13 protein-coding genes are annotated in these 12,811 nt (G+C 60.7%); 9 read left to right on the top strand and 4 right to left on the bottom strand.

Features of this window, described 5'->3' with window-relative positions; genetic code table 11:
* The first annotated feature begins 39 nt into the window (after positions 1-39).
* The 5 genes from rsmA (at position 40) to BM079_RS09530 (ending at position 3,599) form a co-directional block, all read left to right on the top strand.
* Positions 40-843 carry a 16S rRNA (adenine(1518)-N(6)/adenine(1519)-N(6))-dimethyltransferase RsmA gene (gene rsmA / locus BM079_RS09550; protein WP_090133419.1) on the top strand — a complete coding sequence of 268 codons (804 nt, stop codon included), beginning with the start codon at positions 40-42 and terminating at the stop codon, positions 841-843.
* Positions 840-1,223, top strand: coding sequence for a Co2+/Mg2+ efflux protein ApaG (gene apaG, locus BM079_RS09545; RefSeq protein ID WP_090133417.1), 384 nt, complete (start codon positions 840-842; stop codon positions 1,221-1,223). The genes rsmA and apaG overlap by 4 nt, the downstream gene beginning before the upstream one ends.
* Positions 1,224-1,289: 66 nt before the next feature.
* Positions 1,290-2,108 (top strand): symmetrical bis(5'-nucleosyl)-tetraphosphatase, encoded by an 819-nt coding sequence (locus BM079_RS09540; RefSeq protein ID WP_090133415.1) that lies wholly within the window; start codon positions 1,290-1,292, stop codon positions 2,106-2,108.
* 40 nt (positions 2,109-2,148) lie between these two features.
* The gene (gene glpE / locus BM079_RS09535; RefSeq protein WP_090133414.1) at positions 2,149-2,490 is read left to right on the top strand and encodes a thiosulfate sulfurtransferase GlpE; all 342 of its coding nucleotides are present in this window, start codon (positions 2,149-2,151) and stop codon (positions 2,488-2,490) included.
* Positions 2,487-3,599: a polynucleotide adenylyltransferase gene (locus BM079_RS09530; protein WP_322787939.1), complete on the top strand. Its 1,113-nt coding sequence runs from the start codon at positions 2,487-2,489 to the stop codon at positions 3,597-3,599. Before glpE ends, BM079_RS09530 begins: the two co-directional genes overlap by 4 nt.
* On the opposite strand, the gene folK is transcribed toward BM079_RS09530, so the two are convergent.
* From folK to tsaD, 3 genes are read right to left on the bottom strand one after another with little or no spacing between them, the layout of a single operon-like run.
* The gene (gene folK / locus BM079_RS09525; RefSeq protein WP_090133412.1) at positions 3,571-4,128 is read right to left on the bottom strand and encodes a 2-amino-4-hydroxy-6-hydroxymethyldihydropteridine diphosphokinase; all 558 of its coding nucleotides are present in this window, start codon (positions 4,126-4,128) and stop codon (positions 3,571-3,573) included. The genes BM079_RS09530 and folK overlap by 29 nt on opposite strands.
* Position 4,129: 1 nt before the next feature.
* Positions 4,130-4,489 carry a dihydroneopterin aldolase gene (folB, locus tag BM079_RS09520; protein WP_090133410.1) on the bottom strand — a complete coding sequence of 120 codons (360 nt, stop codon included), beginning with the start codon at positions 4,487-4,489 and terminating at the stop codon, positions 4,130-4,132.
* A 29-nt stretch (positions 4,490-4,518) separates the two neighbouring features.
* Positions 4,519-5,559, bottom strand: coding sequence for a tRNA (adenosine(37)-N6)-threonylcarbamoyltransferase complex transferase subunit TsaD (gene tsaD / locus BM079_RS09515; RefSeq protein WP_090133408.1), 1,041 nt, complete (start codon positions 5,557-5,559; stop codon positions 4,519-4,521).
* A gap of 314 nt (positions 5,560-5,873) precedes the next feature.
* Between tsaD and rpsU the strand changes: the two genes are divergently transcribed.
* From rpsU to rpoD, 3 genes are all read left to right on the top strand, one after another.
* Positions 5,874-6,089 carry a 30S ribosomal protein S21 gene (rpsU, locus tag BM079_RS09510; protein WP_086622362.1) on the top strand — a complete coding sequence of 72 codons (216 nt, stop codon included), beginning with the start codon at positions 5,874-5,876 and terminating at the stop codon, positions 6,087-6,089.
* A gap of 229 nt (positions 6,090-6,318) precedes the next feature.
* Complete coding sequence (dnaG, locus tag BM079_RS09505; RefSeq protein ID WP_090134196.1) at positions 6,319-8,166, top strand: DNA primase; 1,848 nt, start codon at positions 6,319-6,321, stop codon at positions 8,164-8,166.
* Between the two features lie 211 nt (positions 8,167-8,377).
* On the top strand, positions 8,378-10,240 hold the full coding sequence (rpoD, locus tag BM079_RS09500) for an RNA polymerase sigma factor RpoD (RefSeq protein WP_090133406.1): 1,863 nt from the start codon (positions 8,378-8,380) through the stop codon (positions 10,238-10,240).
* A 79-nt stretch (positions 10,241-10,319) separates the two neighbouring features.
* On the opposite strand, the gene BM079_RS09495 is transcribed toward rpoD, so the two are convergent.
* Positions 10,320-11,240, bottom strand: a complete 921-nt coding sequence (locus BM079_RS09495; protein WP_090133404.1) for a LysR substrate-binding domain-containing protein — start codon at positions 11,238-11,240, stop codon at positions 10,320-10,322.
* Positions 11,241-11,420: 180 nt separating this feature from the next.
* On the opposite strand from BM079_RS09495, the gene BM079_RS09490 reads away from it, so the two are divergent.
* Positions 11,421-12,809 carry an L-serine ammonia-lyase gene (locus tag BM079_RS09490; RefSeq protein WP_090133402.1) on the top strand — a complete coding sequence of 463 codons (1,389 nt, stop codon included), beginning with the start codon at positions 11,421-11,423 and terminating at the stop codon, positions 12,807-12,809.
* Positions 12,810-12,811 lie beyond the last annotated feature (2 nt).

Raw genomic sequence — 12,811 nt, 5'->3', positions numbered from 1 at the left:
CGTCGATGAAGGCTGTCATTTTTTACGCAAGGAATTTTCATGTCACGACAACCGGCCCCCATGCGCGCCCGCAAGCGCTTCGGGCAGAACTTCCTCCAGGACCACGGCGTCATCGAGCGTATCGTGGCCTCGATACATCCGCAAAAGGATGACCGTCTGGTCGAAATCGGGCCCGGGCAGGGGGCGCTGACCGAGGTGCTGCTGGAAGCGCATGGGGCGCTGGAGGCCGTCGAGCTGGATCGCGACCTGATTCCCGGCCTGCGAACGCGTTTTTTCAACTATCCCGACTTTCATATCATCGAAGGTGACGCGCTGGCGCTGGATTTCAGTGCCTTGCGCGGTGATGGTCCGCCGCTTCGCGTGGTGGGCAATCTGCCCTATAACATCTCCACGCCGCTGATTTTTCATCTGCTCGGTGCAGGTAATGCGGTGCGCGACATGCATTTCATGCTGCAAAAGGAAGTCGTGGCCCGTCTGGCGGCAGAACCCGGCACCGGGCAGTGGGGCAGGCTGTCGATCATGACCCGTTACTATTGCCAGGTCGAGGCGCTTTTTGATGTGCCCCCTGAAGCCTTCATTCCCCAGCCGAAGGTGGATTCCAGCATCGTTCGGCTGATCCCCTGGCAGACGCGCCCGCACGTGGCACACGATGAGGCGTTGCTGTCCGATCTGGTACGCCGTGCCTTTTCCCAGCGTCGCAAGACGCTTCGCAACAATCTGCGCGACATCATGAGCGCCGAGGCGCTGACATCGCTTGATATTGCACCGTCGCGTCGTCCGGAGACGCTGAGCGTCGGTGAATTCGTCACCATCGCCAATCATCTGTCCGAGAGCGCCCCATGAGCGAGCCTGTCCGGAACATCGTGGTCGATGTAGAGAGTTTCTATCTCCCCCAGGAGTCTGATCCCGCCCGGCAGCGTTTTGTGTTTGGCTATCGGGTCGCCATTCGCAATCAATGGGACTATTCCATTCAGCTTCTGGCACGCTACTGGCGCATCTCCCAGGGCAGCGGCGATGTGCGTGAAATAGGCGGCGAAGGGGTCGTGGGCAAACAGCCCATGATTGCACCGGGACTGCCGTTCAATTACAGCAGCCGTGCCATTCTCGACAGCGAGGTCGGGGTGATGGAGGGCAGCTATACCGTCATGGCGCCAGCGCTGGGCAGGACATTTGATGTGGCGATTGCCCCTTTCAGGCTGGCTTGCCCGCTGCATCTGCACTGATGTGTCAGGTGCTGCTTTCTGGGCAGGGTAGAGCTCATCCTCATAACAACGGTTTCGGAGTAGATAATGACGATCTGGGCCATCGGTGATTTACATGGCTGTGGCCATGAGTTTGAGGCGCTGCTCGAGGCCATTGATTTTGTTCCCGGGCGCGATCATTTATGGATGACCGGCGATCTGATCAATCGTGGTCCACAGTCGCTTGAAACGCTGCGCCGCGTTTACGAGCTGCGCGAGCACGCAAGCGTTGTGCTGGGCAATCACGATTTACACCTGCTGGCGGTCGCCTTCGGTCATGCGCGCCTCAAGCCTTCCGATACGCTGACCGACATTCTCGAAGCGCCCGACCGTGAGGTGCTGCTCGAGTGGCTGCGCTGTCAGCCGCTGATGGTCGAATCCCGCACGCATCAATGCGTCATGACCCATGCCGGTCTTTTGCCGCAGTGGTCCATCGAGCGTGCCAGGCAGTATGCGCGTGAGGGTGAGGCCATGCTCTCCTCAAGGCAGTTCTTCGAATTTCTGCCGCATATGTACGGCAATGAGCCGGCGTGCTTTGAGCCGACGCTGCGCGGTAATGACCGTCTGCGTGCCATCATCAACGTGTTTACCCGCATGCGCTTTATCGATGAGAACGGCCGGCTTGACTTCAGTGCCAAGGAAGGGCTGGACAGTGCCCCTGATGGTTTCAAGCCCTGGTTCCGCTTTGAGCGTGGGGATACCGAGCGCCTTGTCTTCGGGCACTGGGCGGCGCTGGAAGGGCGGGCACCGGGGGCACTGGCCAACGTTCGGTCGCTGGATGCCGGCTGCGTCTGGGGTGGGGCGCTGATGGCCATGAATCTTGAAACCGACCAGATCGTTACGGTCGCGGCGCGTCCGCGCGAATAAATACCGGCAACGACGTGACATACACGTCCCGAGAGGTCCCATGTCCTTTAATCATCTCGATCATGACACTCTGGAGCAGTGGCGGGAAAGCGGCACCGTGCATGAAGTGGTGGATATCCGCGATCCCATGAGTTTCAGTCAGGGCCATATTCCGGGCAGCCGGCATCTGGACAATACAAGCGTAGGCAGCTTTATCGAGCAGACACCGCAGAAGCGTACCGTGGTGGTGGTCTGCTACCACGGTCATTCCAGTCAGCAGGCGGCCGCATGGCTGGCTGGGCAGGGCTATGACAGGGTTTATAGCCTTGATGGTGGCTTCACTCACTGGCAGCACCATCATCCCGAGCAGGTGGTGCGTGATGAGGGGCAGGCGCCGCAGTGATCCGCTTTGAACTCGATCAGGCGCTGAAGGGGCTTGAGGTCTACTGCGTTGGCGGTGCCGTGCGCGATGACCTGTTGGGAATTGGTCACGATGACCGCGACTGGGTGATCGTGGGGACCACCAGCCAGGAGATGCGCCGGCGCGGGTTTCGCCCGGTCGGGCGCGATTTTCCGGTCTTTCTCCACCCCCGGACTCACGAGGAATACGCGCTGGCACGCACCGAGCGCAAGTCCGGCCACGGCTATACCGGTTTTGAAGTGCATGCCGCGCCGGAAGTGACGCTGGAGGAGGATCTGGCGCGCCGCGACCTGACCATCAATGCCATGGCGCAGGACAGCACGGGCCGGCGGGTGGATCCCTTTCGAGGTGTCGAGGATTGTCGCAGCGGTACGCTGCGACACGTTTCCGATGCCTTTGTGGAGGATCCGCTGCGTATCCTGCGGACCGGGCGCTTTCTGGCGCGTCTGCGTCCACGCGGTTTCACGGTGGCCGATGACACCATGACGCTGATGACGCGCATGGTGGCGGCAGGCGAAGTTGCGTATCTGGTGGCCGAGCGGGTCTGGCAGGAGATCGAACGGACGCTGGGAGAACCCGATCCGGCAGCCTTTTTCGAGCTGTTGCAACAGTGCGGGGCGCTGGGCGTTCTGATGCCGGCGATCGATGAGGTGCTGGCGGCCGGTCTGGCGCGGATGAACGTCGCTACGGATCCCATGACCCGCTGGGCGCTATTGACAGCCGATCTGTCACAGGAGGCGCTGACCGCGCTGTGTGAGCGCTACCGGGTGCCCGGTGAATGGCGTGATCGGGCGCTGATGGTCGTGCGCAGCCAGGCAATGCTGCCATCCTCCCCGAATGCTGATCAGGTATTGGCCTGGGCGCAGGGCATGGATGCCTGGCGGCGCCAGTCGCGCATTGATGAGGTGCTCGATATGCTCGCCATCGGTGACTTTAATCTGCCGGTATCGGCGCTGGCGAAGGCCCTTGACCAGGCGCGGCAGGTATCTCCTCGGTCGCTCATGGCGCAGGGATATCAGGGGGCAGAACTGGGCCGCATGATCGATGTCGAACGTCGTCGCGCTATCGAATGCGCGCTGGCGTCAGCGTAGCGGTCTGAAAAGGCGCGTTGGTCGAAATTCGCTGGCCCTGCCAGTCAAAGGTGACCGGCCAGAGCGTCTGCGAGTCGACATCGAAGGTCTCCCAGAGCTCCCGGTAGCTCTTGTTTGTCCCGGGGTGGCGATAATCACCGAAACTCTCGGCCAGCGGGCGCAGCACGAAGGCGTTATAGGCGATCTCCTCGCGCGGCAGGCTGACGCCGTCAACACAGCCGGTAAGATCATCGACACACAGGATGTCGATATCCAGCGCCCGTGAGCTGAACTTCGGAGCGCTGTGATCACGGCCGTTGTCGCGCTCGACCTGCTTGCACCATTGATTGAGACGGGCCACCGGCCAGGGGCATGATGCGCCCACCACCAGGTTATAGAAGTTGCACGGGCTGTCAAAGCCGACCGGGTGGCTTTCAAAGACCCGCGAGATCAGCAGCTCCCCAAAGGCGTCATGCAGAGCCGTCAGAGCCGCCTCGATGCGTTGATGGCGATGGGCGTTGCTGCCCAGACTGAACAGTACGAAAGCCATGTCAGCTGCGGTACTCGCCGCGCTCGATTCTTACCCCCACGAAGGCGGCGTCTGCCACTGCGCCGGGCTTTTTCAGCGTGAGCCGCAGCCAGGCGATGCCGAACTCCTCACGAAGCAGGGCAGCGATGCGCTCGGCGAAAGTCTCCACCAGCTCGAATTGATGCTCGAGGCAATAGGCCTGAAGGCGCTGGCTGATGGCGGCATAATCCAGCGTGGCGCCCAGATCGTCGTCCTGTGCGGCGCGTGCGATGTCACAGCCCAGCTCCAGGGTCAGCAAAAGACGCTGGTGAATGCGCTTTTCCCATTCATACACGCCGATGACGGCTTCCAGCGCCAGCTCTTCGATCAGCACCATGTCCATGGCGTTACTCCTGTCATGGGTTGTCGGGGTCAATCCTGCCGCCGGGCGGGCGGTGTCAGCTCCGAGAGGGGCCAGCGCGGCGTGGCCAGCATGGCCTGTCCGTCGCGCTCACCGGCCATCAGGCGCTGGGTACCGACATAGGCGATCATGGCGCCGTTGTCGGTGCAAAAGCGTCCTCTGGGATAGAAGGCGCGCGCGCCTCTTTTTTCAAGCGCGGCATCCAGACGCTGGCGAAGGCGCTGATTGGCACTGACGCCGCCGGCCACCACCAGGCGCTTGAGTCCGGTCTGATCCAGCGCGCGTCGGCACTTGATGACCAGCGTATCGGCAACGGCGTCCTCGAAGGCGCGAGCCACATCAGCCCGCGTCTGGTCATCAAGCGCGTTTTGAGCTTCAAGCGCCCTGATGGTAGTCAGTGTGTGGGTTTTCAGACCGGAAAAGCTGAAATCCAGCCCGGGTCGGTCCGTCATGGGTCTTGGAAAGCGAAAGCGATCGGGATTGCCCTGCTCGGCCAGACGGGCAATGTGAGGGCCGCCGGGGTAGGGCAGCGAGAGCATGCGGGCGGCCTTGTCAAAGGCCTCGCCGGCCGCGTCGTCCACGGATTCGCCCAGCAGCTCGTAGTGCCCCAGCGCGTGCACGGCCACCAGCTGGGTGTGACCACCGGAGACCAGCAGCGCCGCAAAGGGAAATTCGGGACGTTCCTCTTCCAGCATGGGCGCCAGCAGGTGACCTTCCATGTGATGCACGCCCAGTACCGGGACCTGCCAGGCCCAGGCCAGCCCATGCGCGGTGGCCGCGCCGACCATCAGCGCGCCGACCAGCCCTGGGCCGGCCGTATAGGCAATGGCATCGACATCCCGGGCGCTCAGGTCCGCCTCTGCCAGCACCTGATCGACAAGCGGCAGCAGGCGGCGGACGTGATCGCGCGAGGCCAGCTCCGGCACCACGCCGCCGTGTTCGATATGCATCTCGACCTGGCTGAACAGGGCGTCGGCCAAAAGCCCCTGTTCGCTGTCAAACAGGGCGATTCCCGTTTCATCACAGGACGTTTCGATCCCCAGTACGCGCATGATGTGTCCTGATTCCAGTAAGGGCGTCGATCAAGGTGGGTATGACTGTGCAACACGTTATGACTTTGCGACACGTCATCGTTGCCGCCAGGGCGGCAAGTTTACCCGTTTGTGCCTCTCGCGTCAGGCGCTTTGCAAACCGGCGTTGCGACGTTTATAATGCGTGACCCTGTAATACCGGGCTGTGCTTCTGGCCGCTGATCGCGGCGCCTTCCGTTGATCCGTGATAATCGGGTCATGACCGGTCAAGTGCCGCATCGACGGCATTGAGCACATTCAAACCTCATTGATCTCCTTAAGGTGGTGATTGCTTAATGCCTTCCGTCAAAGTACGTGACAACGAACCGTTCGACGTCGCTCTGCGTCGTTTCAAGCGCTCCTGTGAAAAGGCTGGCGTGCTCTCCGAAGTCCGTCGTCGTGAGAATTACGAAAAGCCCACGGCCGAGCGCAAGCGCAAGGCAGCAGCAGCTGTCAAGCGTCATGCCAAGAAACTGCAGCGCGAGCGCAAGCGCTTCGAACGGTTGTATTGATCCGTACCTGAGCGTATGCCCAACGCTTCAGCGGGATGCCGAACGGCCGCCAATGGCGGCCGTTCGTTTTTATGCAGGGTGATGGATCGGGCGCTGCTGACAGCATGGCAGTTGCTGATATCATTACCGACGAGGCAACACGAGCACCTGATACATCAGGCCTTCCCGTAACGAAGTGGCCGCACTGTAGCAGGCGTGACCCCTGACTCTTGAGGTGGTGCAGGACATCATGGCCGGCAGAATTCCTCAACGATTTATCGATGATCTACTGGCGCGAACGGATATCGTCGATGTCATTGGTTCTCGTGTGCAGCTCAAGAAGACCGGGCGCAACCACTCTGCGCTTTGTCCATTTCATCAGGAAAAGTCTCCTTCCTTTACCGTCAGTGCCGATAAGCAGTTTTATCACTGCTTCGGATGTGGTGCGAGCGGCAACGCCCTGCGCTTTATCATGGAGTTTGATCGTCTGAACTTTCCCGAGGCGATCGAGGCGCTCGCCGGTCGTGCCGGCATGGAAGTACCGCGGGAAGGAGAGAGCGACGAGCAGCGTCAACAGGCGCGCGTGGAGGCGAAACGTCAGGAAGAGGGCGTCAATCTGCTGGAGATGGGAACGCGTTTCTATCAGCAGCAGCTGGCGTCTTCGGCGGCGCAGCAGGCGCACGAGTATCTGGCGCGTCGTGGTTTGAGTGAGGACATCGTCAGTCGCTATGCCATTGGCTATGCGCCCGCGGGTTGGGACGCACTCAAGCGTCATCTGAGCGACAGGGGCGTGGATGAAAACGTTCAGGTTGAATACGGCCTGCTGGTGCGCAAGGAGGAGACGGGGCGGAGCTGGGACCGCTTTCGTGACCGCGTCATTTTTCCTATCCGCGACTGGAAGGGGCGAACCATTGGTTTCGGGGGCCGAGTGCTGGGGGATGAAAAACCCAAGTATCTCAACTCGCCGGAATCGCCGGTCTTTCACAAGGGTCGAGAGCTCTACGGTCTTTACGAGACCCGAACGCAGTCCCGCCGGCCCGAGCGCATGCTCATCGTGGAAGGGTACATGGACGTGGTGGCGCTGGCCCAGCATGGTGTCGACTACGCCGTGGCAACGCTGGGTACGGCCACTACGGATGAGCACCTCAGACGACTGTTTCGACTGGTTGATGAGGTCGTGTTCTGTTTCGACGGCGACAATGCCGGCCGCCAGGCCGCTCATCGCGCCCTGAACACGGTACTACCGTTGATGATTGACGGGCGACAGGCGCGGTTCCTGTTTCTGCCGGAAGGTGAGGATCCGGATTCGCTGATTCGTCAGGAGGGTCGTGAGGCCTTTGAGCAGCGCATCGTGCGTGCCGGTTCGCTGACCGAGTATCTTTTTGATCATGCCGGTGAAGGGCGTGATCTGCGTCGTATCGAGGATCGCGAGCGCTTTGCCAGTGCCGTTCTTGAGGGCATCAGGCGTTTGCCGCAGGGGCTTTTGAAATCGCTTTTGATGCGTGAGCTCAGCGAGCGCACGGGGCTTGAGCGCGGTACGCTCGAAGAGCTTGCCGAACGCGGTACGTCCCCGGCTGCAGCAACCTCGCAGGCGGTGTCGCAACAAGATTCGGTTAATGAGGTCGGACAGCAGGACAGGCCGGCCACGCAGACGTCATCCTATCGCCGGCAGGGATCGACGACTCTGAGCATCAGCGGTCGCATCCTGCATCTGGTGGTGCATTCCCCGTCACTGGTGGAAGCACTGCCGCAGGGCGAGGCGTGGTGCCCCGATGACGAGGATGGCCAGCTTCTTGGGGAGGTGGTCAGGCTGATTCGTGCCGGTGGTTATCGCTCTTCGCAGGTGCTGCTGGCGCATTTTCACGGCAGCAGTCACGGCAATCGGTTGCTGGCCCTGCTGCAGCGTGAGCCCCTGATCCCCGGGCCGTTGCGCCATCGGGAGATCGAAGTACTGGTGGCGCATTTCGAGCAGCAGCGCCAGCGCTCGAGCCCCGAGCGCGAGCTCAAGGCGCTGCAGGACAGAGAGCGCAGCGGTGAAAAGCTCACTCGCGAGGAAGCAGGGCGGCTGTGGCAGCTGATCTGTGAGCTCAAGCGCTGAGCCCTCGTAACGGGGTTGAAACAGGCGTTTGCCCCCCTTATCTAAGGGGATAATCAACAGATGCCATGCGCATTGGGTATCTGAATCAACTTACAGGATTGGTGAGAAGCGTCAGTCTTCTGCTGTCGGCTCCCTGCTGGTCTATACTGGATTGTCTGGCGTGCCTTGCGGCACGATCCAGGCGCTTCATTCTTCTTCGAGATAGGTTTCTATGGCTGGAAATACACCGCAGTCACGTCTGAAGGAGTTGATCGCGCGAGGCAAGGAACAGGGGTTTCTTACCTACGCCGAGGTCAACGACCATCTGCCTGAGGATATTGCAGATCCCGATCAGGTAGAAGACATCATCGGCATGATCAACGACATGGGCATCAATGTCGTTGAAGAAGCACCCGATGAAGACACGCTGATGATGTCGGATCAGTCTGCTGACGAATCGGCCGCCGAAGAAGCTGTTGCAGCGCTGGCGGCTGTCGAAAGTGACGTTGGCCGCACGACTGATCCGGTGCGCATGTACATGCGTGAAATGGGAACCGTCGAGCTTCTGACGCGTGAAGGCGAGATCGAGATCGCCAAGCGTATCGAAGAGGGTACCCGCGAAGTCATGTCGGCGCTGGCAAGCCTGCCGGGCGCTGTCGATTCGATCCTTGAAGCCTACGATGGCACTCAGGATGAAGAGGCACCGGGTCGCCTGTCTGATCTGTTCTCCGGCTTCATTGACCCTGATGAAGGCGTTCCGGGTGTGGCCGAGGTCGAAGAGCCCATGCCCGAAATCGCTGCTGATGACGCCGATGACAGCGACAGCGATGACGACAGCGACGATGACGACAGCGATGACGAGGACGATACGGCCTCCGAAGGCGGTCCTGATCCGGAGCTGGCCCGCGTACGCTTTGAGCAGATTCGCGAGCAGAATGAAAAAGCGAAGGCGGCCATCGAAGCACACGGTCTGACGTCTTCCGAGGCGCGTGCCGAGCAGGCGCGTCTGGCAGAGCTGTTCTCGCCGATCAAGCTGGTACCGCGCCATTTCGAGCGACTGGTCGGTCAGCTGCGCCTGAGCGTGGGGCAGATCCGCGAGCAGGAAAAGACCATCATGCAGCTGTGCGTCAAGCGCGGCAAGGTGCCTCGCAAGACCTTCATCGCTTCTTTTCCGGGGCGTGAATCCGACACGACCTGGATCGATGATTTCATCGAGCGCAACAGCAAGCATGCCGGCAATGTCGAGCCGCTGCGCTCCGATATCGAGCGCGCCCAGCGCAAGATTGCCTTTGAGGAAGAGCTGGCCATGCTTCCGGTGTCCGAGCTCAAGGACATCAACCGTCGCCTGTCGATCGGTGAAGCGAAGGCGCGTCGTGCCAAGAAGGAGATGGTGGAAGCCAACCTTCGACTGGTCATCTCGATTGCCAAGAAGTACACCAACCGTGGCCTGCAGTTCCTTGACCTGATTCAGGAAGGCAACATCGGCCTGATGAAGGCGGTCGACAAGTTCGAGTATCGTCGCGGCTACAAGTTCTCGACCTATGCCACTTGGTGGATTCGTCAGGCCATTACCCGTTCGATTGCCGACCAGGCACGCACCATTCGTATCCCGGTCCACATGATCGAGACGATCAACAAGCTCAACCGCGTATCGCGCCAGATGCTTCAGGAGATGGGCCGCGAGCCAACGCCTGAAGAGCTGGGTGAGCGTCTCGAAATGCCGGAAGACAAGGTTCGCAAGGTGCTCAAGATCGCCAAGGAGCCGATCTCGATGGAAACGCCCATCGGTGATGACGACGACTCGCATCTGGGTGATTTCATCGAAGATTCCACCATGGTATCCCCGATCGATTCTGCGACCGGCGAAGGGCTTATCGAAGCCACACGCAACGTGCTGGGCGGTCTGACGGCCCGCGAGGCGAAAGTGCTGCGCATGCGTTTCGGCATCGACATGAATACGGACCACACGCTCGAGGAAGTGGGTAAACAGTTTGATGTGACCCGCGAGCGTATCCGTCAGATCGAGGCCAAGGCGCTGCGCAAGCTGCGTCACCCCTCGCGCTCCGAGTCGCTGCGCTCTTTTATCGACGAATAAAGGATTGCCGTTGTTCGTATCAGCGCCCGCTCCGGTCACGGAGCGGGCGTTTTTTATGCGTGGATTACCGCCTCAAGGCTCAGGGAAGGGGAGCGCGTCTGGCCTCGGCACAGATCCAGTCATGAACGGCACGAATTCGTGGATCATCCAGCGCACCGAAGGCATGCACGATCGCGTAATGACGCCCCGTATTGACCCGCTGGGCGAGAGGGGCAACCAGTTCACCGCTGCTGAGTTCGTCGCGCAGCAGCGTCTGGCGCGCGATGGCGATGCCCATCCCGGCACGGGCGGCCTCCATGGTCAGGTCATGGCGGTTGAAGCTGTAGCCGCGCTGGATGCCATCGGTGTCAGCGCTGATGGCCGACAGATAGTGATGCCACTCGCCATGCGGGCTGCTGCCGCGCCATGCTGTCACATCATGTAAAAGCGGATAGTGGGCGAGCCGGTCGGGGTGATTCAGCGCCGGGCGATGGCTGAAAAGGGACGGTGCGCACACCGGAAAGATCACCTCTTCCATGAGCAGCGTGGAGGCCATGCCCGGATAGTGGTCATCGCCCAGATCAATGGCCAGATCGAAGTTCTCCTCCGTCAGGGCGCGGTCGCTGTCTTCGGCGTGAAGATAGATGTCCAGCGCCGGCAGCTGCGCCTGCAGACGCGGCAGGCGAGGCATCAGCCAGCGGGTCAGAAACGACGGCACGCAGCGCAGTACCAGCTCGCCGCTCATCAAGCCACGCGAGAGGCGCTTGAGTTCCTGGTCGATGCGCCCATGGGCAGACAGAACTGCCTCGGCCAGTCGTTCCCCTTCTGCCGTCAGTGATAGCCTGCGTGGATGGCGATGGAAGAGTCGAAAGCCGAGGCGCTCCTCGAGCATGCGAATCTGCTGGCTGACCGCGCCGGTGGTGACATTGAGCTCGCCTGCGGCACGCGTAAAGGAAAGGTTACGCGCCGCGCAGGCAAAGACATGCAGGCCGGCGTGCATGGAAGTGGTGGCTGAAGGCATGAATAACCCAACATCAGCGATAGCCCGATCATCGGGCAATACATGTAATGGTTTAGCTCTACTAAACCCTGGTTGCCTATTTATGCTTTGAAAGGCGGTCTCATGCAATACATGCTGAGCGCATCGCGCATAAAGCCACTGACGGTTTAGCGCTCCTTACACCGATCTTGAGGTGACAGCATGCCTATCAGCGTCTTCGAATTGTTCAATATCGGCATTGGCCCTTCCAGCTCTCACACGGTAGGACCCATGCGCGCGGCCAGATTCTTTCTGGATGCGCTGGATAGCCGACAGGATACCTCGCGGGTGACCGGTATCGAGATTCACCTTCACGGCTCTCTGTCGGCCACCGGTGTTGGCCACGGTACCGACCGTGCCGTCATCATGGGGTTAATGGGAGAGCTGCCGGCCACGATCGACCCCGACATCATTGCGCCGGCCATCGATGAGCTGCTGGAGTCACAGGTGTTGCGTCTGGGTGGGCGAGTCAGCGTCCCGTTTCTGTGGGAGCGGGATTTCTACTGGTCCAACGAGCCGCTGCCGCGTCACCCCAACGCCATGACGCTGGTCGCTACCCTCAGGGACGGCACCAACATGACGCAGACCTGGTATTCGGTCGGCGGTGGTTTTGTCATCAACGGCGCTGATGAGGAAAACGACGACGCCGAACCGAGCGTCACGCTGCCATATGATTTTGATAGCGCCGATGCGCTGCTTGCGATCTGCAAGCGCGAAAACATGAGCATCCCTGAGGTCATGATGGCCAATGAGCTGTCCTGGCGCAGTGAGGAAGAGGTGCGCCAGGAACTCTTCAATATCTGGCAGGCCATGCAGGCCTGTATCTCCAAGGGGCTTGAGCAGAACGGCGTACTGCCCGGCGGCTTGAACGTGAAACGCCGCGCTGCAGGGCTACTGGCGCGTCTGGAACGTGCTGAACAGAATCTGATTGCCACCACCTTCTCGGCGATGGACTGGGTCAACCTGTTCGCGCTGGCGGTGAACGAGGAGAACGCTGCCGGTGGGCGTATGGTCACTGCGCCGACCAACGGCGCTGCTGGCATCATTCCGGCCGTACTGGGCTACTGGATGAAGTTCGAGGAGACGGCCTGTGAGCGCGGCGTGGTGGATTTTTTGCTGACGGCAGGCGCCATCGGCATCCTGTGCAAGAAAAACGCCTCGATTTCAGGGGCCGAAGTAGGGTGTCAGGGGGAAGTAGGTTCGGCCTGCGCCATGGCTGCTGCCGGTCTGTGTCAGGTTATGGGCGGTACGCCCGAGCAGGTGGAAAATGCCGCCGAAATCGGTCTGGAGCACAACCTGGGGCTGACCTGTGATCCGGTCGGAGGCCTGGTGCAGGTGCCCTGCATCGAGCGCAATGCCATCGCTTCGGTCAAGGCGATCAACGCAGCGCAGTTTGCACTTAACGGCGACGGCACTCACTTTATCTCGCTGGATCATGCCATCCGTACCATGCGTGATACCGGTCGTGATATGCAGAGCAAGTACAAGGAAACCTCGCTGGGCGGTCTGGCCGTCAACTACGGTCTGGCTGTTAACGCCATCGAATGCTGAGC

The sequence above is a fragment of the Kushneria avicenniae genome (genome assembly GCF_900112585.1).
Lineage (GTDB): Bacteria > Pseudomonadota > Gammaproteobacteria > Pseudomonadales > Halomonadaceae > Kushneria > Kushneria avicenniae.
This window is presented reverse-complemented; position numbering and strand designations above follow the sequence as displayed.

What these genes read in the sequence shown, in the direction of transcription:
- tsaD (WP_090133408.1), bottom strand. Translation starts at nt 5,559, where the DNA reads ATGCGCGTACTGGGGATCGAAACGTCCTGTGATGAAACGGGAATCGCC.
- BM079_RS09495 (WP_090133404.1), bottom strand. Translation starts at nt 11,240, where the DNA reads ATGCCTTCAGCCACCACTTCCATGCACGCCGGCCTGCATGTCTTTGCC.
- dnaG (WP_090134196.1), top strand. Translation starts at nt 6,319, where the DNA reads ATGGCCGGCAGAATTCCTCAACGATTTATCGATGATCTACTGGCGCGA.
- rpoD (WP_090133406.1), top strand. Translation starts at nt 8,378, where the DNA reads ATGGCTGGAAATACACCGCAGTCACGTCTGAAGGAGTTGATCGCGCGA.
- rpsU (WP_086622362.1), top strand. Translation starts at nt 5,874, where the DNA reads ATGCCTTCCGTCAAAGTACGTGACAACGAACCGTTCGACGTCGCTCTG.
- BM079_RS09490 (WP_090133402.1), top strand. Translation starts at nt 11,421, where the DNA reads ATGCCTATCAGCGTCTTCGAATTGTTCAATATCGGCATTGGCCCTTCC.
- apaG (WP_090133417.1), top strand. Translation starts at nt 840, where the DNA reads ATGAGCGAGCCTGTCCGGAACATCGTGGTCGATGTAGAGAGTTTCTAT.
- BM079_RS09540 (WP_090133415.1), top strand. Translation starts at nt 1,290, where the DNA reads ATGACGATCTGGGCCATCGGTGATTTACATGGCTGTGGCCATGAGTTT.
- rsmA (WP_090133419.1), top strand. Translation starts at nt 40, where the DNA reads ATGTCACGACAACCGGCCCCCATGCGCGCCCGCAAGCGCTTCGGGCAG.
- glpE (WP_090133414.1), top strand. Translation starts at nt 2,149, where the DNA reads ATGTCCTTTAATCATCTCGATCATGACACTCTGGAGCAGTGGCGGGAA.
- folK (WP_090133412.1), bottom strand. Translation starts at nt 4,128, where the DNA reads ATGGCTTTCGTACTGTTCAGTCTGGGCAGCAACGCCCATCGCCATCAA.
- folB (WP_090133410.1), bottom strand. Translation starts at nt 4,489, where the DNA reads ATGGACATGGTGCTGATCGAAGAGCTGGCGCTGGAAGCCGTCATCGGC.